The organism is Ensifer meliloti, from assembly GCF_030064585.1.
Taxonomy (GTDB): domain Bacteria; phylum Pseudomonadota; class Alphaproteobacteria; order Rhizobiales; family Rhizobiaceae; genus Sinorhizobium; species Sinorhizobium meliloti.
This window is the reverse complement of sequence record NZ_CP120366.1, coordinates 731383-756057: the sequence shown is the minus strand read 5'-3', so window position 1 is coordinate 756057 and position 24675 is coordinate 731383. Positions and strand designations below refer to the sequence as shown.

At 61.8% G+C, this 24675-nt stretch carries 19 protein-coding genes; 3 read left to right on the top strand and 16 right to left on the bottom strand.

Going from position 1 to position 24675, the window contains the following annotated elements; genetic code table 11:
- Positions 1-105: 105 nt before the first annotated feature.
- The 3 genes from PZL22_RS28135 to PZL22_RS28125 are packed head-to-tail and all read right to left on the bottom strand — an operon-like array spanning position 106 to position 3168.
- On the bottom strand, positions 106-1074 hold the full coding sequence (locus tag PZL22_RS28135; protein ID WP_127701280.1) for a quinone oxidoreductase family protein: 969 nt from the start codon (positions 1072-1074) through the stop codon (positions 106-108).
- A 55-nt stretch (positions 1075-1129) separates the two neighbouring features.
- Positions 1130-1696 carry a TetR/AcrR family transcriptional regulator gene (locus tag PZL22_RS28130; protein ID WP_013845173.1) on the bottom strand — a complete coding sequence of 189 codons (567 nt, stop codon included), beginning with the start codon at positions 1694-1696 and terminating at the stop codon, positions 1130-1132.
- A gap of 56 nt (positions 1697-1752) precedes the next feature.
- On the bottom strand, positions 1753-3168 hold the full coding sequence (locus tag PZL22_RS28125; RefSeq protein ID WP_127641188.1) for an aldehyde dehydrogenase family protein: 1416 nt from the start codon (positions 3166-3168) through the stop codon (positions 1753-1755).
- Positions 3169-3266: 98 nt separating this feature from the next.
- Between PZL22_RS28125 and PZL22_RS28120 the strand changes: the two genes are divergently transcribed.
- Positions 3267-4157 (top strand): LysR substrate-binding domain-containing protein, encoded by an 891-nt coding sequence (locus tag PZL22_RS28120; protein ID WP_127641189.1) that lies wholly within the window; start codon positions 3267-3269, stop codon positions 4155-4157.
- 119 nt (positions 4158-4276) lie between these two features.
- Positions 4277-6460 (top strand): catalase/peroxidase HPI, encoded by a 2184-nt coding sequence (gene katG, locus PZL22_RS28115; RefSeq protein WP_013845176.1) that lies wholly within the window; start codon positions 4277-4279, stop codon positions 6458-6460.
- Positions 6461-6523: 63 nt separating this feature from the next.
- Here katG and PZL22_RS28110 read toward each other — a convergent pair whose 3' ends face one another.
- The 8 genes from PZL22_RS28110 to PZL22_RS28075 form a co-directional block, all read right to left on the bottom strand.
- On the bottom strand, positions 6524-7726 hold the full coding sequence (locus tag PZL22_RS28110) for a multidrug effflux MFS transporter (RefSeq protein WP_164843068.1): 1203 nt from the start codon (positions 7724-7726) through the stop codon (positions 6524-6526).
- A 177-nt stretch (positions 7727-7903) separates the two neighbouring features.
- Complete coding sequence (locus tag PZL22_RS28105; protein WP_284718722.1) at positions 7904-8581, bottom strand: cupin domain-containing protein; 678 nt, start codon at positions 8579-8581, stop codon at positions 7904-7906.
- Positions 8582-8675: 94 nt separating this feature from the next.
- Positions 8676-9974, bottom strand: a complete 1299-nt coding sequence (locus tag PZL22_RS28100; RefSeq protein ID WP_127701275.1) for an amidohydrolase family protein — start codon at positions 9972-9974, stop codon at positions 8676-8678.
- A gap of 21 nt (positions 9975-9995) precedes the next feature.
- Positions 9996-10940 (bottom strand): ABC transporter permease, encoded by a 945-nt coding sequence (locus tag PZL22_RS28095; RefSeq protein ID WP_010968225.1) that lies wholly within the window; start codon positions 10938-10940, stop codon positions 9996-9998.
- The gene (locus PZL22_RS28090; protein WP_127628874.1) at positions 10937-11986 is read right to left on the bottom strand and encodes an ABC transporter permease; all 1050 of its coding nucleotides are present in this window, start codon (positions 11984-11986) and stop codon (positions 10937-10939) included. The genes PZL22_RS28095 and PZL22_RS28090 overlap by 4 nt, the downstream gene beginning before the upstream one ends.
- Positions 11976-13502: an ABC transporter ATP-binding protein gene (locus PZL22_RS28085; protein WP_127657839.1), complete on the bottom strand. Its 1527-nt coding sequence runs from the start codon at positions 13500-13502 to the stop codon at positions 11976-11978. The genes PZL22_RS28090 and PZL22_RS28085 overlap by 11 nt, the downstream gene beginning before the upstream one ends.
- Complete coding sequence (locus PZL22_RS28080) at positions 13499-14914, bottom strand: amidase (RefSeq protein WP_127700934.1); 1416 nt, start codon at positions 14912-14914, stop codon at positions 13499-13501. The genes PZL22_RS28085 and PZL22_RS28080 overlap by 4 nt, the downstream gene beginning before the upstream one ends.
- 11 nt (positions 14915-14925) lie before the next feature.
- The gene (locus PZL22_RS28075; RefSeq protein WP_010968221.1) at positions 14926-15912 is read right to left on the bottom strand and encodes a BMP family protein; all 987 of its coding nucleotides are present in this window, start codon (positions 15910-15912) and stop codon (positions 14926-14928) included.
- A 305-nt stretch (positions 15913-16217) separates the two neighbouring features.
- On the opposite strand from PZL22_RS28075, the gene PZL22_RS28070 reads away from it, so the two are divergent.
- Positions 16218-16994 (top strand): sulfite exporter TauE/SafE family protein, encoded by a 777-nt coding sequence (locus PZL22_RS28070; RefSeq protein ID WP_017277348.1) that lies wholly within the window; start codon positions 16218-16220, stop codon positions 16992-16994.
- A gap of 11 nt (positions 16995-17005) precedes the next feature.
- On the opposite strand, the gene PZL22_RS28065 is transcribed toward PZL22_RS28070, so the two are convergent.
- The 5 genes from PZL22_RS28065 to paoA all read right to left on the bottom strand — a co-directional run bounded on the left by PZL22_RS28065 (position 17006) and on the right by paoA (position 24623).
- Complete coding sequence (locus tag PZL22_RS28065) at positions 17006-17737, bottom strand: adenylate/guanylate cyclase domain-containing protein (protein WP_164843033.1); 732 nt, start codon at positions 17735-17737, stop codon at positions 17006-17008.
- A 1795-nt stretch (positions 17738-19532) separates the two neighbouring features.
- Positions 19533-20642, bottom strand: coding sequence for a DNA polymerase IV (gene dinB, locus PZL22_RS28060; RefSeq protein ID WP_027992052.1), 1110 nt, complete (start codon positions 20640-20642; stop codon positions 19533-19535).
- A 183-nt stretch (positions 20643-20825) separates the two neighbouring features.
- Entirely contained in the window at positions 20826-23024 is a 2199-nt protein-coding gene (gene paoC / locus PZL22_RS28055) for an aldehyde oxidoreductase molybdenum-binding subunit PaoC (RefSeq protein ID WP_127700938.1), read from the bottom strand.
- Positions 23025-23028: 4 nt separating this feature from the next.
- On the bottom strand, positions 23029-23979 hold the full coding sequence (locus PZL22_RS28050; RefSeq protein ID WP_127700940.1) for an FAD binding domain-containing protein: 951 nt from the start codon (positions 23977-23979) through the stop codon (positions 23029-23031).
- Positions 23976-24623 (bottom strand): aldehyde dehydrogenase iron-sulfur subunit PaoA, encoded by a 648-nt coding sequence (gene paoA, locus PZL22_RS28045; protein WP_127666616.1) that lies wholly within the window; start codon positions 24621-24623, stop codon positions 23976-23978. The genes PZL22_RS28050 and paoA overlap by 4 nt, the downstream gene beginning before the upstream one ends.
- Positions 24624-24675 lie beyond the last annotated feature (52 nt).

Below are 24675 nucleotides of genomic sequence, written 5' to 3'. Positions count from 1 at the left end.
CGGCTAACCGACCCTCTTCAGAGGCATTCCATCACGTTAAACGACCATGGCTGCGGTCATGCCCGTGTCGGTTGGCGCTCCGAGATATAGTTCATGCGTTGCTCCTTACGGGATCAAAAGCAGTTTTCCGGTGGTTGCACGGCTTGCCATCGCGGCATGGGCGCCGGCGGCGTCGGCAAGGCGATAGGTTTCGCCGATCGTCACCGTGATCGATCCGTCCTCGATCCAGTCGAAAAGCTGCTTGGTGCGATCGAGAAGGAGTTCGTGCGTGTGGATGTGGTCCATGAACGTTGCGTAGCCGATCTTGATGCTCTTCGGCAGGTTCATGATCTCGAGCGGTCCAGGCCCGCCGAGCACTGGTCCGTACCAGCAGAAGGTACCGGACCGGCGAAGCGCTTCGATCGACCCCTTGAAGGTCTTGGGACCGGAGCCATCGTAAACGACGTTCACGCCCTCGCCGCCAGTCAAGCGCAGGACTTCGTCGGCAAACCTTCCGTCGGTATCGACGATGACGTGCTCGGCGCCAGCCTTTCTGGCGATCGCGACTTTGTCTTCGGACGATACGCGTCCGATTACTCGGCCACCCCTTAGCCTTAAAATCTGTGTCAGCAGCAGGCCGACCCCGCCGGCCGCCGCATGAACAAGGGCGATGTCGCCCGGCTGCACTGGATAAAAATCCGTCGCGAAGTGACTGGCTGTGAGCCCCTGCATCATAATGGATGCGGCCGTTCGGTCGTCCAGGGTATCGGGAATTTTCACGAGGGAGGCTGCCGGTATCGACTGGCGCTGAGCATAACTTCCGGGAGCATAGACCCAGGCGACGCGATCGCCGATTGCAAACTCGCCCGCTCCGTCGCCGACGGCGAGCACTCGACCAGCGCCTTCGACACCCAGAACCTTCGGGTTAGGGATGTCGGTCCAGGCCATACCTTGGCGCACGCCGATATCCATGAAGTTCACGCCGGCCACGGCGACCTCGACCACGACATGTCCCGGCCTTGCGACGGGCTCAGGGCGATCGACGAACTCCATCACGTCGGTACCACCAACGTCTTTCATCACAACGGCTTTCAATGCATATATCCTTTTTTGACTACTCATTCCAGAAAGGGGCACGGTTTTTTGCCTGCTAGGTGACTGCGCGAAGCGCCAACCGGCTGAGGGACTGCAGATGTTCCCGACCGGCTCCACCACGTGCGGCTATCCTGATACCGGCGATATTGGCAACGAGGAAATCGGCCACCGCCTCAGCGGGCAATGAAACGGCTAAGTCACCTGCAGCCTGAGCTTCTCTGATGCGTTCAACGACGACGTTCTTGAGCCGACGATCGGCGGCGTGATGCAGTGCCGCCAGGTCCGGCCGGCTTTGACCGAACTCGCAGATCGAGTTCACGCCGAGACAAGCTTGGCTTGCATTGTCCACAACGCGCTCCATCACCAAGCGGATACCCTCCAGTGCACGCGGTTTGCCGCGCAGCAAGGCGATATGAGCACTCGTCTCACTCGCCGAATAGCGTTCCACCGCGAGGCAGTAGAGCTTCCACTTGTCACCGAAGGTGTCGTACAGGCTCTGGCGGCCAATTTTCATCGCCCGTACCAGCATCTCCGTCGAGGTGCCCTCAAAACCATGCTCGCGAAACACACCGATCGCAGCGTCCAATGCCTCGTCCCTGTCAAATTCCTTGATCCGCGCCATAAAGCCTATTTAAGAATAATGGAACGATCTGTCAAGAATGGACTGCCGGTTATTCCTCAGGAGATTACCGCACGGGGCTCGAGGAAGGCTTCCAGGCCGAAGACGCCGAACTCGCGGCCGAAGCCGGATTGCTTGAAGCCCCCAAAGGGTGCAAGCGGCTCGTGCGGTGCGCCATTGATGATTACGCGACCTGCCTCGATGCGATCAGCAGCGCGCTTTGCCCGTTCGAGGTCGGAAGAGAAGACATTGGCCTGCAGGCCGTAGTCGGTATCGTTGGCGATCGCGATCGCTTCTTCCTCGTCGCGATAAGAAAGGACGCAGAGCACCGGGCCGAAGATCTCCTCGCGGGCGATGCGCATGTCGTTGCGGACGCCGGAGAAGATAGTTGGACGAACGAACCAACCTCGTTCGAGGCCTTCGGGACGCCCTTCGCCTCCGATCAGGAGAGTTGCACCCTCTTCCTGTCCGAGACGCAGGTAGCCTTGCACGCGGTCCCATTGCTTCTGGCTCACCATCGGCCCGATCCGCACCTCGCTATCACCGGGATCACCGAGCGTGAACACCTTTACCTCCTCTTTCAGGCGTGCCTCGATCTCGTCGCGACGATATTCAGGAACAAGGATGCGGCTCCCGGCAATGCAGGCCTGTCCGCTATTGAGGAAGCCGGCAGCCAGAACCTGAGGAACCGCAACTTGGAGATCGGCATCGTCCAGGATGATGCTGGGACTCTTGCCGCCAAGCTCCATGGTGACCCGCTTCATTGTCGTCGCCGCCATCTGGGCGATGGCGCGGCCCGTGACGGTAGAGCCCGTGAATGTGATCTTTGAAACATCCCGGTTTGCGGTGAGCGCTGCACCCACGACATTGCCGTAGCCAGTGACGATGTTGAACACCCCCTTTGAGAGATCCGCTTCATGCAGGCATTCCGTGATGACCTGCGTTTGGATGGCGCTCATCTCGGAAGGTTTGATGACCATCGTGCTGCCCGACGCGATCGCTGTCGACAGCTTTCCGCAGATGAAGCTATAATTGCTATTCCATGGTGTGATCGCCACCGCCACCCCCGAAGGACGCATCTCCACGTCGGCACGGCCGATGCGTCGCCGGAAATCGTAGCTCTCCAATATTTCCGCCATATCGAGGAACACGTTTCCGGCTCGCCGCGCTGCAAAGTCGATGAAACTCGGCGGCGCTGCGTATTCCACCCGCATGGCCTCTACGAGATCGCCCGCGCGCTCAGAGACGGCCGCATGCAAGCGCTTCAGCATGGTGATCCGCTCTTCCTTCGACGTATTGGAGAATGCGGGAAATGCACGCCTGGCCGCTGCAACGGCGCGGTTTGCGTCTTCCTCATCCGCTAGGCGCACCTTTCCAATCTGTTCCTCGGTCGCCGGATTGAAGAGCGGAGCCCATTGCTCGCCGTGCGGTTCGACGAAGCTGCCGTCGATGTAGACTCTGTCGATTATACGCATCGACTCTCTCCCGTTATGGCTTCACCACAAAGATGGAATGCATTATCTGTTGCGGCTAGTCGGACAAAATCGGACACGCTGATGAGCTACATCGCGCAATGAGGGCAAGCTTGAGCGAATTGGAAGCGGTTGCCGCGGTTGCCCGGCATGGCGGCTTTCGCGCTGCCGCCCGCCAGCTCGGCATGTCATCATCGGCATTGAGCCATGCAATAATAGCGCTAGAAGAGCGCTTGGCGGTCAGGCTCTTCAACCGCACCACGCGCAGCGTCGTGCTCTCTGCTGCGGGAGAACAATTCCTCTCTGAGATCGCACCGGCTTTGCAAACAATCGATAATGCGATCGAGCATATCGGCGAGCATTCGAGTAGGCCCTCGGGAAGGCTTCGGCTCAATATGGCGCCGGGAGCGGCACGCATGCTGCTGGAGCCGCTGCTACTCGAATACGGCCGCCGCTATCCGGAGGTCGAGCTTGAGGTCGTGACGGAGGATGCGCTTGTCGATGTAATTGGTAAGGGCTTCGATGCCGGGGTACGACTTGCCGAAATGATTTCGCCCGATATGGTGGCCATTCCGATCACCCCGACCCTCCGTTCCCTGGTTGTCGGATCGCCTGAATATTTCAAGGGGCGTTCCAAGCCAATCGTCCCGCTCGATCTGGTGCAGCATCGCTGTATCCAGATGCGCATGGCGAACGGCAGATTGTATCGGTGGGAGTTCGAGCGGCGGGGTGAAGCCCACGTGATTGACGTTCCCGGCAATCTGACGCTCGACGCGACGGACCTTATCCTGGCGGCCGCCCTTTCGGGCGCTGGACTCGCTTATATCGGCGAATATTCGCTCGCTGCGCATATGGCTGCAGGGCACCTTATTCCGGTGCTGGAAGAGTGGTGCCCCGCCTATCCCGGGCTCAGTCTTTATTTTTCGCAACGCCGCCGCATGCCCGCCAAATTGCGCGCCTTCATCGACCTGATCAGGGAACAAGCTGTTTGACCAATAGGGTAAAATTGCGCCAAATCATGGGGAGCATGCGCCGACCCAATTGATGCAGCTCAATCGACTTAGCGGACAGGCTGCTTTGGACGCGCCCAATCGAGGAAGAGGAGATTATCATGGATCAGAAGAGCGATAGTGCGGGCAAGTGTCCCGTCGCACATACGGCACCGAGAGGCAGATCGAACCGCGACTGGTGGCCGGATCAGTTGGACGTCCAGGTTCTGCACCGGCATTCCGGTCTTTCCGATCCGTTGGGCAATACGTTCAACTACGCCGAGGAGTTCAAGAAGCTCGACCTCGATGCGCTGAAGCGGGATCTGCATGCACTGATGACGGATTCGCAGGACTGGTGGCCGGCCGACTTCGGCCACTATGGCGGGCTCTTTATCCGCATGGCCTGGCACAGCGCTGGCACCTACCGCATTACGGACGGCCGTGGCGGCGCCGGCCAGGGTCAGCAGCGTTTCGCGCCGCTCAACAGCTGGCCGGACAACGCCAATCTCGACAAGGCCCGACGTTTGCTGTGGCCGATCAAACAGAAATACGGCAACCGGATTTCCTGGGCGGATCTATTGATTCTGACCGGCAATGTCGCGCTCGAATCCATGGGCTTCAAGACCTTCGGTTTTGCCGGGGGCCGGGTGGACGTATGGGAACCCGAGGAACTGTTCTGGGGACCGGAAGGCACCTGGCTGGGCGACGAGCGCTACAGCGGCGAACGGCAACTCAGCGAGCCGCTTGCCGCCGTGCAGATGGGCCTCATCTATGTTAACCCGGAAGGCCCGAACGGCAATCCCGACCCGGTTGCCGCTGCCCACGATATCCGCGAGACCTTCGCGCGCATGGCTATGAACGACGAAGAGACGGTGGCGCTGATCGCCGGCGGCCACACTTTCGGCAAGACGCATGGCGCCGGCGATCCCTCGTTCATCGGTGCAGACCCGGAAGGCGGCGCGATCGAAGATCAGGGTCTTGGCTGGAAGAGCACCTTCGGCACGGGCGTCGGCAAGGATGCAATCACGGGCGGGCCGGAAGTGACCTGGTCGCAGACGCCGACCCGTTGGAGCAACCACTTCTTCGAAAACCTGTTCAACCACGAGTGGGAACTGACCAAGAGCCCCGCCGGCGCGCATCAATGGAAGGCGAAGAACGCCGAGGCCACCATCCCGGATGCCTATGATGCCTCCAGGAAGCATGTTCCGACCATGCTGACCACGGATCTGTCGCTGCGCTTCGATCCCGCTTACGAGAAGATTTCGCGCCGCTTCCTCGAAAATCCGGATCAGTTCGCCGACGCCTTCGCCCGCGCCTGGTTCAAGCTGACCCACCGCGACATGGGGCCGAAGGTTCGCTATCTCGGCCCTGAAGTCCCGGCCGAGGACCTGATCTGGCAAGACGTGATCCCGGCTGTCGACCACAGGCTGGTCGACGAGACGGACATCGCCGGCCTCAAGGCGAAGATCCTCGCTTCCGGCCTGTCGGTGCAGGAACTTGTCTCGACCGCTTGGGCTTCCGCCTCGACCTTCCGCGGCTCCGACAAGCGCGGCGGCGCCAATGGTGCGCGCATCCGTCTGGCGCCGCAGAAAGACTGGGAGGTCAACCAGCCGACTCAGCTCGCCAGGGTTCTCTCTGTGCTTGAAGGCATCCAGAGGGACTTCAACGCCGCCCAGACCGGCGGCAAGAAGATCTCGCTTGCCGACCTTATCGTGCTTGCAGGTGGCGCCGCTGTCGAGAAGGCGGCCAAGGCCGGCGGCCACGACATTTCCGTGCCGTTCACACCGGGTCGCATGGATGCCACGGAGGCACAGACCGACGCCGCATCTTTCGCGGCGCTGGAACCTCGTGCCGACGGTTTCCGCAACTATGTGAGCACCACCCGTCAGCAATTCATGAAGCCGGAAGAGGCTTTGGTGGATAGGGCTCAGCTGCTGACGCTGACCGCACCGGAAATGACCGTTCTCGTCGGCGGCCTGCGCGTGCTGAAGGCGGGCGAGCCCAAGCATGGCGTGTTCACGTCCCGCCCTGAGGCGCTGACGAACGACTTCTTCGCCAACCTGCTCGATATGGGCACGCAGTGGTCACCTATCGAAGGCGAAGAAGGCGTATACGAAGGCCGCGACCGCAAGACGGGCGCTGCCAGGTGGACCGGCACCCGAGTCGACCTGATCTTCGGCTCGCATTCGCAGCTGCGCGCCTTTGCGGAGGTGTACGCGCAGTCCGATGCCAGGGAGAAGTTCGTGAAGGACTTCGTTGCGGCCTGGACCAAGGTCATGAACGCCGACCGCTTCGATCTGGTGTGATCGGCGAGGCCAGGACGTGGCTTGAGCCATGTCCTGGCCTCCCCCGGATGGTCGTGAAGCGCTCTAACAGTCTTCAGCTTCCTCCGCCGTGCTGCCGATCAGCGTAAGACACAGCAAAGCCAGTAGCGCAGCGAGGCTACTCGCCAAGGCTAGCGGCCACCAGCCTATGTTGATGAAAGGCGCCGCGGCGGCCGTACCTCCGGCAGTGATCCCAAGTATAGCGGCAACGACCAATGCGGCGCCGCGTGAATGATCGCCTCTTGAGGCAAGGATTGCCTGGTGGAAACCGATTGGTCCCCGGATGCCGAACGCGCCGTTGGCGGTCATCCACAGGGGCACGAGCACGGACAAACTGCGTCCGCCAAGGGATGTGTAGAGAAGAATCAGGAAGAAGCCGAGAACCAGACCTCCTGTACCAATCATGATCATGCGTTCGGTACCAAATCTTCGGGCAAGTCCATTGGACGCGTTCGACGCAAGAATAAAGAGGGCAATGCCGAAAACTTGAAGGAGAATGAAGTCTCCGATGGTCATGCCCAATGCCCCTGTCATCACTGCGGGGGCGCCGAATACAAAGATGAGAATACTGCCGAGGGAAAGCGCCTGGCTTAAGCCGTGCCGAAGAAAATCGCCATTGCGGATGATCGACATATAGCTTTGATGGACCTCAAGAGCCTCGAGCCGGTCTGGAAGTGATTGACGGTAAGCCCAGCTGCCGACGGCGCAGAGAATTGCAAGTCCGGCCAGCATGAGGAAAGAAGTCTGCCAGCCGCCCAACGTCATAAGATAGGCTCCGGCGATGGGGGCAAGAGCCGGCGTCAAGGACTCGATGGAGCCCAGCCTGCCGAACATGGAAGGCGCTTTGTCCCCAGGGTAAAGCCCGTGAATAAAGCCCGGCGCGAAAACCGCCGGGCCCGAGCCGAACGCGCCTTGCGCGAAACGCAAGATGACGAGCCATTCCAATGTCGGCGCGTAGGCAGACAGAAGAGACGTGACGGCAAACAGGCCCAGCGACCAGACCAACAGCTTGCGGCGAGAGTACCTCGCCCCGAGTTCGCCGAAGGTAAGCAATCCCATGAGCGTGCCACCGGCATAGGCTGCGAGGACCATCTGCGCCAATGCCGCAGTCCCGCCGAGTGCGGTGGGCGTGGCCGGAATTGCAGGCAGCACCAAGTCAGTCCCCGCGATTCCGAGGACGGTGCCGAATGAGATCAGCAGGAACATGACGGTTGGCGAAACATTCACGGTCATAGCTGCCCATAACATGCAGACTTCGCTCAACCAATTGCACTTTGCTTATCGGTTTCACCAAAAATCTTGATGGAACACTGCGGGTGCTCGACGAACAGCAACGGCGGCCCGCGCTCTACAGCGCCGCGCGTCTTATCAGACGCGCTAAGAGGGAAACCGTGCAGCGCTTTTCCGTCCGGCCCCGCCTAGCGTTCAGGGTAGCTGCAGTACGTCGGGATGCTGCAGCGGTGCATCCTTGATCCAGATCTCAGCGCCTTTGGGTCCGGTGATCGCTTCGAGCGCCTCTCCTGCGGGCAACCTGCCCCAACTCTGCGGCTCCAGTTGCTCGCCCCCGACTGCGAGGCCGCCGGAGAGGACGAAGAACTCGAGCCCACGGCGATTCTCGACGCTCACGGCTGAACCCGGCAGCCAGTTTTCTACCGACACGCGCTCTTTCCCGTCGTCAAACAGAACCCGCGCTGCCTCGACCCCCTCACGCAACGGCGCTGGTTCACCCTCTCCAGGGTGGCGAACGATTTGCGTGCCGTCGCCCTCACGATATTGCCAGAGCCGCACAAAAATCGTGCACCCATTCTTCGAGGCAGGTACATGCGAGGTGCCGGGCGGATTGCGAAAATAGCTGCCCGCAGGATAGTCGCCGTGCTCGTCCTCAAACGTCCCCTCGAGCACGAGGATCTCCTCGCCGCCGCTATGGACGTGGCGTGGGAAGGCGCTGCCCGGCGCATAGCGTACGATCGAAGTTGCGCGCGCAACTTCGCCGCCGACACGGTAGAGCATGCGGCGATCCACCCCTGCGGCGGGGCTCGGAACCCAGTCGAGTTTAGCCGAATGGACGATTACCTGTTTCGTCAGGTCTTCATTGATGCGCATCTGACTGGTCTCCCATTGTCACGACTATATGGAACTTCGCGTCACCGGACCTCATTTTCTCAACAGTTCTGTGGTCCGCTCCAGCGGTTTGGGATCAGCGCTGCAACACCGGGGGAACGTAGTCGCGTCCCATGTCGATCGAGGCAGGACGCCCGGAGAGGAAAAGCTCGCCGACGCGCGGCGCGGTTCTGGCGATAACCTTGCCCGCCTTGATGACGAACAGCCGGTTCGGCTTCAGCCGCAATGCCTCGGTGACATCCGCCGCCTGCAGCACGACGAGATCTGCCTTGCAGCCAATGTCGAGGCCGTAGCCCTCGAGCTCCATAGTCTTTGCCGAATTGACGGTGATCGCGTCGAAGATCTTGCACTTGTCCTCGATGCCGGCCATTTGCGCGACGTGGATCGCCATATGGGCGACCTCCAGCATGTCGCCCGAGCCCATTGAGTACCAGGGGTCCATGACGCAGTCATGCCCGAAGGAGACGTTGAGGTCGGCCGCCATCAGCTCCCGCACCCGCGTCATGCCGCGCCGTTTGGGATAGGTGTCGTGGCGGCCCTGCAGCATGATGTTGATCAGTGGGTTGGGGATCACGTTGATCTCCGCCTCGGCCATCAGCGAGATGAGCTTCGAGACGTAGTAGTTGTCCATCGAGTGCATCGAGGTGAGATGCGAACCAGCCACGCGCCCCTTGAGGCCGAAGCGCACCGTCTCGGCCGCCAGCGTCTCGATGTGGCGCGACATCGGATCGTCGGTTTCATCACAATGCATGTCGACCGGGAGGCCGCGGTCGGCGGCGAGCCGGCACAGCGCCTCGACGGAGCGGGCGCCGTCTTCCATCGTTCGCTCGAAATGAGGAATGCCGCCAACGATGCCGATGCCCATGTCAAGCGCACGCTCGAGGGAGGCGACGCCGCCGGGCGCGCGGAAATATCCGTCCTGCGGAAAGGCGACGAGCTGCAATTCGATATAGGGTGCGACCTGTTCCTTGACCTCGAGCAGCGCTTCTGCCGTCACGAGGCGCGGATCGGACGTGTCCACGTGGCTGCGAATGTAGAGAAGGCCCTGGGTGACGGCGAGGTCGCAATAACGAAGCGCTCGCTCGACGAGGGCTTCCTTCGTCAGCAGCGGCCGCAACTCGCCCCAGAGCGAGATGCCCTCGAGCAGCGTGCCGGAGATGTTCATGCGCGGCAAACCGAGCGAAAGCGTCGCATCCATGTGGAAATGCGGATCGCAGAAGGGCGGGCTGACCAGGCGGCCGGCCGCGTCGATCTCCTCGCCGGGGCTCGCAGTTATCGACTTCTCGATGGCGGCGATCTTGCCGCCGGCAAGGCCGATATCAAAGCCCTGCCGGCCGTCCGGCAGGTTCGCATTGCGGATGATCAGGTCGAACATGAGTCAGTCCTCGGGTTTTCTTTAGCGCTCGCCGCGCCGGTAGGGTTGCATCAGCGCCTGCGGAACGCGGGCGCGACGGGCCATGAGCGCCAGCGCTGCGATCGACAGCAGATAGGGGATCATCAGGAAGATCTGATAGGGGACGACGCCGCTCAGCCGCGTCTGCAGGCGCAGCTGGAAGCCGTCGAACAGTGCAAACAGGAGCGCTCCGACAAGGGCGCGGCCCGGCCGCCAGGAGGCGAAGACGACGAGCGCTATGCAGATCCAGCCCCGCCCCTGCACCATGGTAGGGAAGAAGCTGTTGAAGGCGGAGAGCGTCAGGAAGGCGCCGCCGATGCCCATCAGCGCGCTCCCGACGATGACGGAACCAAAGCGGATCGCCATCGGGTTGATGCCCTGCGCCTCGGCCGCGTGCGGATTTTCGCCAGTCATGCGGATCGCCAGGCCGAGCGGCGTTCGGAAAAGCACGTAGCCGAGTACCAGCGCCAGCAGGATCGCCACATAGGTCGGCGGCGTCTGTGTGAAGAGCGCCGGGCCTAGAAAGGGGAGGGATGAAAGCGCCGGGACGTCGATCGGCTGAAACGGCTCGATCGTCGGCGGTGTGCCCGCGACCGGTACCAGCAGACGGAAGACGTAGTAGCTGAAGCTCGAGGCGAAAAGCGTCACCCCGAGACCGGACACGTGCTGGGACAACCCGAGCGTCACCGTCAGGCCCGCATGCAAGAGGCCGAAGATCCCGCCAGAGAGGCCCGCGACGAGAATGCCCGTCCACAGGTCGGCGCCGTTATAGACCGCAAGCCAACCGATCATCGCGCCGAAGGTCATGATGCCTTCGATGCCGAGATTCAGGACGCCCGAGCGCTCGCACAGGAGCGCGCCGAGCGTGCCGAGGATCAGCGGCGTGGCGATGCGCAGGACGGCCGCCCAGAGGCCTGCGGAAGCGAAAATGTCGGTGACGGCGTTCATCGGCGAATCCTGTACTGGGTGAAGAAGACACCGGTCAGCATGCTGATCAGCGACAGGGCGACTGTGACATCGGCTATGTAAGAGGGAATACCCATGCTGCGACTCATCCCGTCGGCCCCGACGAACATGACGGCCGTGAACAGGGCGGCAAGCACCACGCCCAGCGGGTGAAGATTGGCGAGCATGGCGACGACGATGCCGGAATAGCCGTAACCCGGCGACAGGTCCGTCGTCACATAGCCCTGCACGCCCATGACTTCGATAGCGCCCGCAAGGCCGGCGAGCCCGCCTGAAATGCAGGCCACCGTCACCAGGGTGCGGCCGAGCGGCACGCCTGCGAACACCGCCCCGGCCGGATTGAGGCCGGCTGCGCGCGACTGCATGCCGAACACCGTGCGCGACTGAACGAGATGGACTGCAACGGCGAGTACGAGCGCGATCATCAGCCCGACATGGAGGCGGGATCGGGCAAAGAGCTTTGGCAGGACCGCTGCGTCGGCAACCGGTTGAGACTGCGGCCACCCGAAGCCCATCGGGTCCTTGAGCGGGCCGTCGATCAGCATGGAGACGAAGAGCACGGCGACGAAATTAAGGAGAAGCGTGGTAACGACCTCGTCGACCGAAAAGCGCAGCCTCAGCCAAAGCGGCACGAGCAGCAGGACGATGCCGGCTGCCGCGCCGGCGACGAGAAGCAGCGGAACCTGGAGGGGCGGGGAGAGGCCGCCGAAAAGGTGCGAACTGGCGGCGGCGACGGCAATCGCTCCGAGATAGAACTGACCCTCGGCGCCGATGTTCCAGAGCCTCGCGCGGAAAGCGACCGCTGCGGCAAGGCCGGTTAGAATGAGCGGGCTTGCGCGGGTTAAGGTCTCGGTCGCCGAAAGCCGCGAGCCGAAGGCCCCGACGAGAATGCGCCAATAGGCCTCCATGACCGGGGCACCGGCGATAGCGATGAGCAGGCCGGCCAGCGCCAGCGCGCAGAGGATTGCAAGCACGGGTGTCGCGATCACCAGTGCGAACGAACGATGTTCGCGTCGCTCAAAACGCATGCGGAACCTCGTGCTCTTCATTCCATTCGCCGGCCATCATCAGGCCGAGTTTCGTAGCGGTGGCGCTGTCGGCGGCGATCGGAGGCGAAAGCCGGCCATTGACGATGGCCTGAATGCGGTCGGCGAGCGCCATGACTTCTTCCAGGTCCTCGGAGATGAGGAGCACCGCGGTTCCCGCGCGCCGCGCTTCGAGCAGTCGCTCGTGCACCGCGGCGACAGCCCCCTCGTCGAGCCCCCGCGCTGGCTGCGCCGCGAGCAGGATGCGCGGTCGGTCGATCAGATTGCGTCCGAGGATGAGTTTCTGCATGTTGCCGCCCGAAAGCAGCCGCGTGCGCGTCGTCGGCCGGCCACCGCGCACGTCGAAGGCATCTATGATCTGGCCGGCGAATGCCTGGCCGGACGGCCGATCGACGAGGCCGTAGCGCGAAAATCGCGGCAGGCGCTCGAGAACGGCGTTTTCCCAAATGGCCATTTCGCCGATCGCACCTTCCTTGTTGCGATCTTCCGGAATGCGGCCGATCCCCGCCCGGACCGCGTCATCAACCGTGAGGTCGCCGATCGGCTCACCGAACAGCAGGAGATCGCCCTTGTCGCGCCTGAGCGTACCCGACAGGAGATGCGCCAGCGTTGTCTGGCCGTTGCCAGAAACTCCGATAATACCGAGAACCTCGCCCGCGCGGAGGCTGAAATCGATGGACTTCAGCCGTTCCACGCCGTCGATGCTGACGCTCACATCCGCGACCTTCAGCACCACCTCGCCGGGCGTCGAGGGCTCGCGCACCGGCCTGGCAACCCTGCGGCCGACCATCAGTTCGGCAAGCTCGGCCTTGTTCGTCTCTTTCGCAAGACGCTCGGCCACCTTGCGGCCGCCGCGCAGCACGACGATCCTGTCGGCCGCGGCCATGACCTCGTCCAGCTTGTGCGAAATGAAGATCAGCGAAAGCCCCTCGCGCGCCATGTCCTTCAGTGTCGAGAACAGCCGCTCGGCCTCCAGGTTCGTCAGCACCGCCGTCGGCTCGTCGAGCACCAGGATATGTGCATCGTTGTAGAGCGCTTTCAGGATCTCGACGCGCTGCTGCTCGCCGACCGAGAGGTCGCCGACGCGCGCGTCCGGCTCCACCGTCAGGCCGAACCGCTGGCAAATGCGGTGCAGCTTCCGCCGTGCCGCGCTGGTGCCGGATCGGAGATGCCAGAGGCGTTCCGTCCCGGCCATAACGTTTTCCAGCACCGTCAGGTTGGGGGCGAGCGAGAAATGCTGATGCACCATGCCTATGCCGGCGCGGATCGCCGCGCGTGGCTTGCCCGGAGGCAGTTCCCGTCCCTCGACCAGTACCTTGCCGCTGTCCGGCACATAATGGCCGAACAGGATGCTCATCAGCGTGGTCTTGCCGGCGCCGTTTTCGCCGAGGAGGGCGACGATCTCGCCCTTTCCGAGGCTCAGCGAGATGTCGTCATTGGCGAGATTGTCGCCGAAGCCCTTGCTGACGCTGCAAATGTTGAGAATGGCTTCGCTCATTCCGGAATTCCCGCGACCGCAAAACGGTGCTGCCAGCGGCCCTCTCTTTCCAGGCGTGCCGCAAGCTCGATGAGGAGGCGGTCGCCGCCCATGGGCGCCAGGATCTGCACCGGCAGCGGCAATCCGGCGTCATCCGCGCCGAAGGGGAGCGTGAGGGCCGGAAAGCCGGTCGCATTGGCGAGTGTGGCGAGTGGCGCAAATGCAGTCATGCGGCGAATCTGAAGGTCGATATCGTCGTGGTCGAAAGGAAAGGATCCGATCGGAAGGGGTGCCGAAGCAAGCATGGGCGTCAGAATACAGTCTACCCGGTCGAAAAGCGACCAGACCGCGTGGCTCGCATGGACGGCGTCGCCGAGCGTCGCCCAGAGCGCGGTCGCCTCGAGTTGCGATCCATGGTTGATAAAAGCCTGCGTCAGCCGTTCCGAGCGCCCGGCATCGAGACCGGCGGAAACGACGAAATTGGCAAGGTTGACGGCAATGATGTCGCGCAGAGCCCGGCCGCTCGTCGCAACGCTTGCGGCAAATGCATCCCAATACATCGGAACGACGCTGTGGCCGTCTGCCTCCAGTGCGCGCGCGGCCTCTTCGACAGCCTCGCTGCGCGCCGGTTCGGTCGGGTATTGGTCGCCGGTCTCGAGAAGAAGACCGACACGTAATGGGCCGGGCGGGGAGGGGGCGAACCACGGATCGGCAAACGGTCCCCTGGCGCGTCCGGCTGCCGCGTTGAAGATCACCGCAAGGTCGCGGACGGAGCGGCACAGCGCCAGTTCACTGGCAATGCCGCCGAGATGATTGCCGAAGGATGGTCCAGCCGCGATCGCACCCCGGCTCGCCTTGAGGCCGAAGAGACCGCAACATGCCGCGGGGACGCGCATCGACCCGCCCGCATCCGTCGCATGGGCGATCGCCACTATGCCGGCGGCAACGGCAGCCGCCGCCCCGCCGGAGGAGCCGCCGGGCGTCCGGCCGGCATCGAGGGGGTTGCGGCAGATGGGGCCGGCCGCCGGTTCGCTTGCGAGCGACAGGCCCATTTCCGGCACGGTAGTCAGTCCGAAGAAGCAAAGGCCTGCTCCGCGCAGCCGCTCTGCCAGATCGCTGTCTTCCGCGACGGCGGCACGGCGCCCGAGCATGTTCGATCCGGCCGCAACCGGAAGGCCGGCAAAGGGGCCGCCCAGATCCTTGGCAAGGCTCGGGACGCCGAGGAATGGTGGAATCCGCCCGCCGCCCGGCAGGTGGCGCAGGCGGGCGTCCGCATTTTCTGCGGCCGTTCGTCCGAGCGTTGGGTCGACGTGGACGATTGCGCCTGTTTCTGCCAATCGGCAGGCCGCCGCCAGGGATGCTTCCATCGCTTCGGAAGCGGTGAGGCGGCCCATTTGGATCGCCTGACCGAGAGAAGTTGCATCACCTGCCATAGACAAGCCGGTTACTTAGGCTCGTCAGTGATGCGCGGAACCTCGAAGGCGCCGGACTTGATCTCGGCGCGCTTGGCTTCCATGGCCGCTTCGGCATCCGCCGGGGCGACGCCCTTGACATAGGCAACGTCGCTGCCGCCTTCCTTGAGCAGGCCGAAGGCTGTGTAGTCCTTGCCGACCGGCTTGCCGGCGGACACGTCCGCAATTGCGGCATTGAGGATCGGGCGGAAGCCCCAGAGCGCGTTGGCGAAGACCGTGTCGGGATAGCGCGGCGTGTAGTCGATCAGCGAACCCACGGATTTGAGCCCGCGTTCCTTCGCGGCGTCGGCGGTGCCGATGCGCTCGCCGAAGAGGATGTCGGCACCGGCGTCGATCTGGGCGAGGCCCGCTTCGCGCGCCTTCGGCGGGTCGAAGAAGGTACCGATGAAGGTGACGAGGTGCTTGGCGTCGGGATTGACGGCCTTCACGCCCGCAGCGAAGGCATTGATCAGCATGTTGACTTCCGGGATCGGCATGGCGCCGACGGAGCCGACGACGTTCGACTTCGTCATCTTGCCGGCGAGCATGCCGGCGAGGTAGGCGCCGTCGTGGTTCCAAGTGCCGAAAACGCCGAAGTTGTCGCCCGATTCCTTGCCGCTCGAACCGAGAACGAAGGCGGTCTCCGGATAGTCGGCGGCGACTTCGCGGGCCTGCTTTTCGACGGCATAGGCTTCGCCGATGATGAGCTTTGCACCCTGCTCGGCATATTCGCGCATTGCGCGGGGATAATCCGTGCCCGAAATACCTTCGGAGAAGACATACTCGATCACGCCTTCGGCGGCCGCATCCTGCAGCGCCTTGTGCAGGACCGAGTTCCAGGCGTTCTCGACCGGGGAGGCGTGGACACCAGCAACCTTGATCGGCGCGCTGGCGCGCACGGCGGGCGCCAAGGCGCTCACGCCAAGCACCAAGCCCGACGCAAGCACATTGCGCCGGCTCATCATCAAATCTCTTGTCATGGATGGTGTTCCCCTTTTTACCGATTGGTAGAATCTTTATTTTGTACAAAGTTTTGTCAAGCAGCCCGGATGAGTAGAAAAGCGGCAACGGAACACATGCTGAGTTATCTCGCAGAAGTTTCATTTCTGCCGCGTGAGCGCGACAGGCGTCGTATTGCCTTCGCGGAACAAGCCCGACGTGCGTTCGTTTTCCAGCTTGCGAAGGAGCAATAAGACAGAAGCGCCCAAGGAAGCCTCCGTGTGCCAAGGCACATGTGAGGCTTCCTTGTGCGGGGGCGGTCGAGCCCCCTAACCCGGAGCTGTCCATGGAAGATTTCATCCTGTTCGCATTGGTCGGCTTTCTCGCGCAGGTGATCGATGGCGCTCTCGGCATGGCCTACGGCGTCATCTGCTCCACGGTGCTTCTTGCCTTCGGCGTGCCGCCGGCCCAGGCGTCGGCGTCAGCCCATGCGGCGGAATTGTTCACCACTGCCGCTTCCGGATCGGCCCATCTCTATCACCGCAACATCGATTGGAAGCTGTTCTGGCGCCTCATTCCCTTTGGCATCGCCGGTGGAATGCTGGGTGCCTTCGTAGTGACCTCGTTTGACGGCGATCAGGTCAAGCCTTTCGTCACGGCCTATCTTGCAGTGATTGGAGCCTGGCTGCTTTACCGCTCCTTTCATCGCATTCCCACAAACCCGGTCAAGCTGAGGATCGTGGCACCGCTCGGCGCAACCGCGGGGTTCCTGGATGCCGCTGGTGGCGGCGGATGGGGCCCCGTCGCGACCACCGGTCTGCTCGGCGCCGGTGGACAGCCGCGCTTCGTGATCGGGACGGTCAATGCGAGCGAGTTTCTGATCGCACTTTCAGTGTCTCTGAGCTTCCTGGCCACGGTTCTAACCGGTCACTGGGAACAGGCTGGCGATTTCCGCGATCATCTTACATCCATTGGCGGGCTGATTACGGGGGGTGTGGTGGCGGCGCCTTTTGCAGGGTGGGTGGTCAAGGCACTGAAGGAGAAAACTCTCCTGCGGCTCGTCGGATCTTTGATTACGCTTTTGGCCGGCTATCAGACGCTCGAACTTACCGGGTTTCTCTGAACACCGGTTTCTCAGATGGCATAAAGCTCAATCGGCTTCTCAAAGCCCTTGAGGCGGTATTCCCGGCCCTCGCTTGCCGCCGTTTGGCTCTGCGCGCGCTCGCAAACGGCCCTGGTCACGAGGATTCGCCCCGCCTCGGCGGCGGATTGGGCCCGCGCGGCCGTATTCACAACCGTTCCGATAGCAGTCAGATCGCGGTGCGATCGGCCGAACTCTCCGAAGCTGGCTTCACCGGTGTCGATGCCGATGCCGACACCGAGCTCACCTCCGTCTAGGCCGGCACCTTCCGCGAGGCGAAGCTCACGGCGCAATTGGCATCGGCGCTGGATCTCCCGCGCGGCGAGCACCGCCCGCTCGGCGTGATCCTGGTGGGGGATCGGAAAGTTGAAGATCGCCATGATCGCGTCCCCGACCGTCTTGTTAAGAAGGCCGTCGAACTCCCAAATCGCCGCGGAACATTCATCGTAGAAATCGTCCAGCAGCGACGAAACAGTATCGGCCGAGAGTGACTGCGAAAGCGCGGTATAGCCTCGCAGATCTGCAAAAAGGACGGACACGTCAACAGTGATCTTGCGGGCCTTCATCACCCGTGTGAACATGAGTTCGCAGACCGTGCAGGTGTTAGGGTTCATCCGGCTCGGGCGGATTCCAAAGGCACGGAAGGGAATGGAAGCCGGTCCGCGCAGGGGCACGGGAATACGCATCTGCTCCCAGCATCCCTTGCAAATCCTGGATCGAGACATGTTGCCGCCGCCTTGCTTGCGTGACGCAATGCGACTTTCGCATAAATGGGTCACAAAATCTCGCGAAAATCCTTGGGTGTCTGTGACTGAAACCGCGATGGTCTGCTAACCTTCAGACAGTTCTTCGGCTGTTGCAGCTATAGGTGCATTCCACAAGGAATTATTGACGTACTTGAAAGCAAGTATGCTGATAATTGAGGCGACTATAAATAATATGACGAGACGCATGAAGCTTTTTTCCAGGTTCGTTGCCGTATCTAGCAACTCTCCGGTAGGCCTCGTAGTCCCAGCACATCCGGTTGGGTTGGGAATCGCCTACTAGCTGAGCAGTCATTCACGGATAAGCCTAGGGAATAGTTGCCTGCCTGCTCATTCGGCGGCAGCCGGCGTTTCCGGCCTGCCCGCGCGATCAGGTCCGACCAACTTTCCTCAACGATCCTGTGTTTGCGCGACAGGCAGATAGACTTTGGAACCGACGCGATCTCCACCACTCAAGGAGCCCCCGACCAGCAGGTAGGCTGATATTCCGAGGACCGACAAAAGCAGAATACTTACGGGCAGTCCCGTTGAGGCGTGATGTTCCGGTTCCTGATAATTCCATCCAGTCATTCGAACGTACTCCACTTTACACAAAGTGAGAACGAGCCAGCGATGCAGCAGTTCCTGCAACGATGGTTGAACCTGGGTAACGATGTTCGAGGTGTTGTAACGAGCCGACATTATACCATGCCGTCGCTGCCGCGGAGGGGTTATTGGCGGGGTATCATTCCGCCATGTTCACCGTCCGTTCCTAGCTATTTCAGGCGTGGCTCAGGCTAGAGCGGGATGAGGGAAAGTGCGTGCGGTTTCAGGTCGCTGGAGATGCGGACGCACTCCGCTAAGTTCCTTTACCAGAACACGTCGTAGAGGGTAATAAAGACAATCATTCCAATACAGACTGCTGGCGTCGACCTGATCGCGAAGTCGACTGGATTGAATTGGTATCCGAAGCCTTCAACATAAGATTTCATGACTTGTCTCCTCCCGGTGAGCTGTCTGGGACCCAAAACGGTTAGAGCACCCCAGGAAAGGTGTCGTAACGGTTCTCCGTCCGGACCTCTCGCTTCCTTCGGAAGCGACATTCGCAAGATTCGGTCAGGACTTGCGGAGCTTGTTGGGCTCCACGGCAGCACGAATAAGTGCCGCCATACTTTAGTACCTCAGCAGCAGAGAGAGCTTTCGCCAACTCTTGCGCCGTTGAGGATTAGATCGATTACCGAGAGTTTATCGTAGGACCTTAGAGCCACGCCCCTCAATGAGTACGGTATAATTGTTGGGGCATAAATATGGCGAAACCAAGTTTATCCAGGAATTCCTGATGAAAACCTAGAAAATCAACGCGAATTTTTTTAACGTCTCCGGATATTACTAGAGTGCCGACCTCCCATATTCTTGGTATTTTTCTCACGGATACCGATAAAGTTTCCTGCTCGGTCATTCAGGATTTTATTTTTACTTTGCAGCGGCAGGCCGCCGAAAACGCTCTCGGGCACGAGCTTCGCCTCGCGCATGCTGCATGGCTGGGTTGCGAATTCCGCTCTACGATCGGAGCGAGACTGTTGTATAGTCAATTCATCGAAGCGATGCACCTCCTCCCGCAGAGCTTCGATATGCGAGCGACCTTTCCTCCTCCCGAGCTCGCTTGCGGGATCAGCGCTACTCCTCCTCCCGGAATGCTGATCGGTTCTTTTGGAAAAGCCTGCCGCACCTCCTCCCGCGGCAGGCTTTTTCATTTCTGGTCAGCCCGAAGACTGCGTCACAGCGCCAGGGCGAGCTGCGGCTCGCTCCGATCGTCCACCGTATCGAGAGACGAGAGCGTGACCCCGAGCAATCGAATGCCTTTTGGGACTGGAAAGATTGGTGACAGGAGCAGCTCCGCGATTTCGCTCATTTCTGCGACGCTCGCTATCGGCGCGACGATGGTCTTGCTTCTGGTGATCTGCGTGAAATCTGCCCACTTCACCTTCAGTGTCATGGTCTTGCCGCGAATGCCGCTGGCTTCACAATAGTGCCAGACCTTGTCGATCAGAGGCTTGAGGCCCGCGCGGGCCGTCTCAAGATCATGAACATCCTCCCGAAACGTATCCTCGGCGCCGATCGATTTTCGGATGCGGTCGGGCTTGACCTCACGCTCGTCAATGCCGCGGGCGATCCAGTAGAAATACGGCCCCGACTTGCCGAAATGCTGCTGAAGGAAGGCGAGATCACGGGATTTGAGATCGGCGCCGGTTTCGATCCCAAGCCTTTTCATCTTCTCGGCCGTTGCCGGTCCGACGCCGTGAAACTTTTTGACAGGAAGCGCCTGCACGAAGTCTGGACCGTGCTTCGGCGTGATGACGAACAGCCCATCGGGCTTGCGCTGATCCGACGCCATCTTCGCAAGGAACTTGTTGTAGGAGACGCCGGCGGACGCGGTGAGGTGCGTCTCGGCCCTGATCCTGCCGCGGATCTCTTCCGCGATCTCGGTTGCGAGCTTCAGTCCCCTGAAGTTCTCGGTGACGTCGAGATAGGCCTCGTCCAGCGACAATGGTTCGACCAACGGCGTGTATTCGGCGAAGATCGCCTGGATTTGCCGCGACACGGCCCGGTAGACGTCGAAGCGGTGCGGAACGAAGATCAGCTCCGGACATTTGCGCTTGGCCGTCACCGAGGGCATAGCCGAGTGAACGCCGAATTTGCGCGCCTCGTAGCTTGCGGCCGCCACCACCCCGCGCGCCTCCGGATAACCGACTGCGACCGGTTTGCCTCGAAGCTCCGGATTGTCGCGCTGCTCGACCGAAGCATAAAATGCGTCCATGTCGATATGGATGATTTTGCGCACGCGGCCGCCGGGGGAAGGGGGCAAGTGTCCCATCGCTCTTGTCATCGTCCTGGCCCTCCGCCGGCGGGCATTCATTTGCGCTCGCTATAGCGCTGTCTATTCTATCCGAACCTCCATCGCCTTCTTAGCCGTAAAGTTGCTCGAAATTGATGTGGATGACCGCCACTCCAATTGGGTTGCCGAGGACGTGCGGAGACGAGCACCACGCGTCCTCGGACGATAGCTGTTTTAGCTGATTTCCGGAAGCTCGTTGATCAGCTTGTCGAGCGTGATGGGATACTCCCGTACCCTTATGGCGGTGGCATTGTAGATAGCGTTCGCCACAGCTGCCGCGACGCCGCAGATTCCGAGCTCGGCGATACCTTTGGCCTTGATCGGCGAGGACATCGGATCGGTCTCGTCGAGGAAGACGACCTCCTGATGCGGAATGTCGGCGTGCACCGGCACCTCGTAAGCGGCGAGATCGTGATTGACGAAGAAGCCGCGCTCCTTGTCGACGACGAGCTCCTCCGACAGGGCGCCGCCCACGCCCATTGTCATCGCACCGATCACCTGGCTGCGTGCGGTGATCGGATTGAGTATCCTGCCAGCGGCGCAGACCGCCAGCATTCGCCGGATCCGTGTCTCTCCTGTTGCGACATCGACCGCGACCTCGACGAAATGAGCGCCGAAGGTGGATTGCTGATGGGTCTTGGTGAGGTCACCAAATTCTATCTGGTCCTCCGCCACGAGCCCCTCATCGCCGGCAGCTTGCGCAAGCGGCATGCGCCGGTCTCCCGACCGGACTTCACCTTCTGCGAAGATCGGGTCGTCGGCGCTGTTGAAACCGAGCTTCTGCGCCACGGCTTCCCGCAGCTTGGCGCAGGCCGCGTATACGCCGGCTGTGGAGCAGTTTCCTCCGAACTGCCCGCCCGAGCCCGAGGAAACAGGGAAGCGCGAATCTCCCAGGCTGACGGCGACCTTCTCGATTGGGACACCGAGCATTTCGGCCGCCGTCTGGGCGATGATCGTGTAACTGCCCGTGCCGATATCGGTCATATCGGTCTCGACCGTGACGATGCCCTCGCGGTCGAGCCGGACGCGGGCGCCGGAGTTCAGCACAAGATTGTTGCGGAAGGCCGCGGCCACTCCCATGCCGATCAGCCAATTTCCTTCGCGCCGAGCGCCAGGTTGCTTGCTCCGCTCTCGCCAGCCGAAGCGCTCCGCGCCGGTGCGCAGGCAGCCGACGAGATTGCGGTGCGAGAAGGGCCGTTCGGGATTCTCCGGATCGACCTGGGTGTCGTTGATGATCCGGAATTCGACGGGATCGAGAGCCAACCTTTCGGCCATTTCGTCGATCGCGATCTCCAGCGCCATCATGCCGGGCGCCTCGCCGGGAGCGCGCATCGCGTTTCCTTCTGGAAGATCGAGTGTCGCAAGCCGCATGGCTGTCATCCGGTTCTCGCCGGCATAAAGCAGGCGAGTCTGCTGGACGGCCACTTCGGGACCACCGCCCGGGAGGTCCCCGGACCAGCTTTCATGCGCGATCGCCGTGATCTTGCCGTCGCGCCCTGCACCGATCCTTATCCTCTGGATCGTCGCCGGGCGATGTGTGGTGTTGTTCATCAGGAAGGGGCGGGGGAGGGCAACCTTTACGGGGCGCTTTGCTTCACGCGCGGCAAGCGCCGCCAACACCGCATCCGCGCGCAGGAACAGCTTCACCCCGAAGCCTCCACCAATGAACGGCGACATGAGATGCACCTTGTCCTTGTCGATCCCAAGCGTCGTCGCGAGGTCAGTCCGCCACCAGTCGATCATCTGGCTCGATGTCCAGACCGTCAGGTCGTCGCCGTTCCACGCGGCGATGGAAGCGTGCGGCTCCATCATGGCATGCGACTGGTCCGGGGTGGTATAGACCTGGTCCAACTTGACGGGGGCTGCTTCGAAGGCGGCATCAAAGTCGCCCGCCCCGGAGTCTCCGCCGCCTTCCGGCTTGACAGCGCTGTCCTTCGCCGCGGCCAGATCGAAGGCGCCTCTTTCCTCGGCATAATCGACCTTGACGAGCGCGGCGGCGGCGCGGGCCTCCTCGAATGTTTCAGCGACCACGACGGCAACCGCCTGGTGGTAGTGCTGAATTTCGGTGCCGCCGAAGAGCTTGGCGGTGTTATATTTGCCCTTCTTCAGTTCCCCCACGCCATCGGAGGTGACTACCGCTATCACGCCGGGAGCATTCCTCGCGGCCGCGACATCCATCGACCTGATCCGGCCCTTGGCGATTGCCGAACCGACGATATAGCCATAGGCATAGCGGGTATTCGGATCATGCCACTCATAGGCATAAATTGCTTTGCCGGTGGTCTTGAGCGGACCGTCGATGCGGGCGATGGGCTTGCCGATTACCTTGCCCTGATCAATCGGGTTCGTCGTTGCTGGTGTGTCGAATCTCATCATCTCATCCCTTCGCTTCGACAAGAACCGCGCTCAGCGCGCGTTCGACAAGCGTGAGCTTGAAGGCGTTCTGTTCCGTCGGGCGGGCACCGGCAAGAAGCATTGCCGCCACCGCCTTTGCTCCGTTCGCCAGCTCCTTTTCGGCCGCCTCGTCACGCCATGGTTTCGGCGCGATACCGCCAACCGCGACGCGGCCAGTCCCATCCGGCTGCACGACGGCGCCGACGGAGACGAGCGCAAAGGCGTAGGAGGCCCGGTCACGAACTTTGCGATAGATCTGCTTGCCGCCAGCCGGCTTCGGCAGGACGACCGCGGTGATCAACTCGCCTCGCTCAAGGACATGTTCGATATGCGGCGTGTCACCGGGAAGGCGATGAAGATCTCCCATCGGGATGCTGCGCGTCGTGCCGTCGGCTCGCACGGTCTCCACGACGGCGTCGAGGGCGCGCATGGCGACCGCCATGTCGCTCGGGTGGCTGGCAATGCAGGCATCGCTGACGCCAACCACCGCAAGCTGGCGACTGAAGCCAGCGAGAGCCGAACAGCCGCTGCCCGGTTGTCTCTTATTGCACGGCTGGTTGGTATCGTAGAAATACGGACAGCGGGTGCGTTGAAGCAAATTGCCCGCGGTCGACGCCCTGTTGCGCAACTGTCCCGATGCCCCCGCGAGCAGGGCGCGCGACAGAAGAGCGTAATCACGGCGGACCCGTTCGTCTGCGGCAAGATCCGTATTGCGGACCAGGGCGCCGATACGCAGACCCCCTTCCCGCGTAGCTTCGATCCTGTCCAGACCCAGTCCGTTGACATCTACGAGATGTGTCGGCGTCTCGATCTCCAGCTTCATGAGGTCCAGGAGATTGGTGCCGCCGGCGATGAATTTCGCGCCATCTGTGGCGGCCGCGGCCCGCGCCGCCGCTTCGATCGACGAGACGCGCTCGTAACTGAAAGCTCTCATGCCTTCCTCCCAGCGACTTCTGTGATGGCTTCGACGATGTTCGAATAGGCGCCGCAACGACAGATATTGCCGCTCATGCGCTCGCGGATCTCGGCGGGCGTGATTTCGGCCGGCGCCGTGAGATCCACTGTCACATGGCTTGGAATATTGGCCTTGATTTCATCGAGCATTGCAACGGAGGAACAGATCTGGCCGGGCGTGCAGTAGCCACACTGGAACCCGTCGTGTTTGACAAAGGCGGCCTGCATCGGATGGAGGTTCTCCGGCTGCCCCAAGCCTTCGAGCGTGGTGATGCTGTCGCCCTCGTGCATGATGGCGAGCGTCAGGCACGCGTTGACGCGGCGGCCTTCAATGAGAACCGTGCACGCTCCGCACTGACCGTGGTCGCACCCCTTCTTGGTACCCGTCAAATGCAGATGCTCGCGCAGCGCGTCGAGAAGCGTCGTTCGGTTATCGAGCTGAAGCTCCCGGCGTTCGTCGTTCACCATGAATGTGACCTTCGTGCTCTGGGGTGCGGTGGAGGCTTTGGTCTGCGCGTGACCGAGCGAGTGTGCGCTCACCACCGTCACGGTAGCGGCCGAGGCGGCGAGCAGGTCGCGCCGCGAGATTTCAAGTGCGCCAGGACTTTGCATATCCAACTCCATGTCTTGATGACGAAAGGTCTAAAGCGCGTCGCATCCATAGGATTTATACGCC

What these genes read in the sequence shown, in the direction of transcription:
- katG (WP_013845176.1), top strand. Translation starts at nt 4,277, where the DNA reads ATGGATCAGAAGAGCGATAGTGCGGGCAAGTGTCCCGTCGCACATACG.
- PZL22_RS28085 (WP_127657839.1), bottom strand. Translation starts at nt 13,502, where the DNA reads ATGAGCGAAGCCATTCTCAACATTTGCAGCGTCAGCAAGGGCTTCGGC.
- PZL22_RS28110 (WP_164843068.1), bottom strand. Translation starts at nt 7,726, where the DNA reads ATGTTATGGGCAGCTATGACCGTGAATGTTTCGCCAACCGTCATGTTC.
- dinB (WP_027992052.1), bottom strand. Translation starts at nt 20,642, where the DNA reads ATGACAAGAGCGATGGGACACTTGCCCCCTTCCCCCGGCGGCCGCGTG.
- PZL22_RS28065 (WP_164843033.1), bottom strand. Translation starts at nt 17,737, where the DNA reads ATGTCTCGATCCAGGATTTGCAAGGGATGCTGGGAGCAGATGCGTATT.
- PZL22_RS28080 (WP_127700934.1), bottom strand. Translation starts at nt 14,914, where the DNA reads ATGGCAGGTGATGCAACTTCTCTCGGTCAGGCGATCCAAATGGGCCGC.
- PZL22_RS28100 (WP_127701275.1), bottom strand. Translation starts at nt 9,974, where the DNA reads ATGTTCGACCTGATCATCCGCAATGCGAACCTGCCGGACGGCCGGCAG.
- PZL22_RS28105 (WP_284718722.1), bottom strand. Translation starts at nt 8,581, where the DNA reads ATGCGCATCAATGAAGACCTGACGAAACAGGTAATCGTCCATTCGGCT.
- PZL22_RS28095 (WP_010968225.1), bottom strand. Translation starts at nt 10,940, where the DNA reads ATGAACGCCGTCACCGACATTTTCGCTTCCGCAGGCCTCTGGGCGGCC.
- PZL22_RS28075 (WP_010968221.1), bottom strand. Translation starts at nt 15,912, where the DNA reads ATGACAAGAGATTTGATGATGAGCCGGCGCAATGTGCTTGCGTCGGGC.
- PZL22_RS28125 (WP_127641188.1), bottom strand. Translation starts at nt 3,168, where the DNA reads ATGCGTATAATCGACAGAGTCTACATCGACGGCAGCTTCGTCGAACCG.
- PZL22_RS28130 (WP_013845173.1), bottom strand. Translation starts at nt 1,696, where the DNA reads ATGGCGCGGATCAAGGAATTTGACAGGGACGAGGCATTGGACGCTGCG.
- PZL22_RS28120 (WP_127641189.1), top strand. Translation starts at nt 3,267, where the DNA reads ATGAGGGCAAGCTTGAGCGAATTGGAAGCGGTTGCCGCGGTTGCCCGG.
- PZL22_RS28050 (WP_127700940.1), bottom strand. Translation starts at nt 23,979, where the DNA reads ATGAGAGCTTTCAGTTACGAGCGCGTCTCGTCGATCGAAGCGGCGGCG.
- paoC (WP_127700938.1), bottom strand. Translation starts at nt 23,024, where the DNA reads ATGAGATTCGACACACCAGCAACGACGAACCCGATTGATCAGGGCAAG.
- paoA (WP_127666616.1), bottom strand. Translation starts at nt 24,623, where the DNA reads ATGGAGTTGGATATGCAAAGTCCTGGCGCACTTGAAATCTCGCGGCGC.
- PZL22_RS28070 (WP_017277348.1), top strand. Translation starts at nt 16,218, where the DNA reads ATGGAAGATTTCATCCTGTTCGCATTGGTCGGCTTTCTCGCGCAGGTG.
- PZL22_RS28090 (WP_127628874.1), bottom strand. Translation starts at nt 11,986, where the DNA reads ATGCGTTTTGAGCGACGCGAACATCGTTCGTTCGCACTGGTGATCGCG.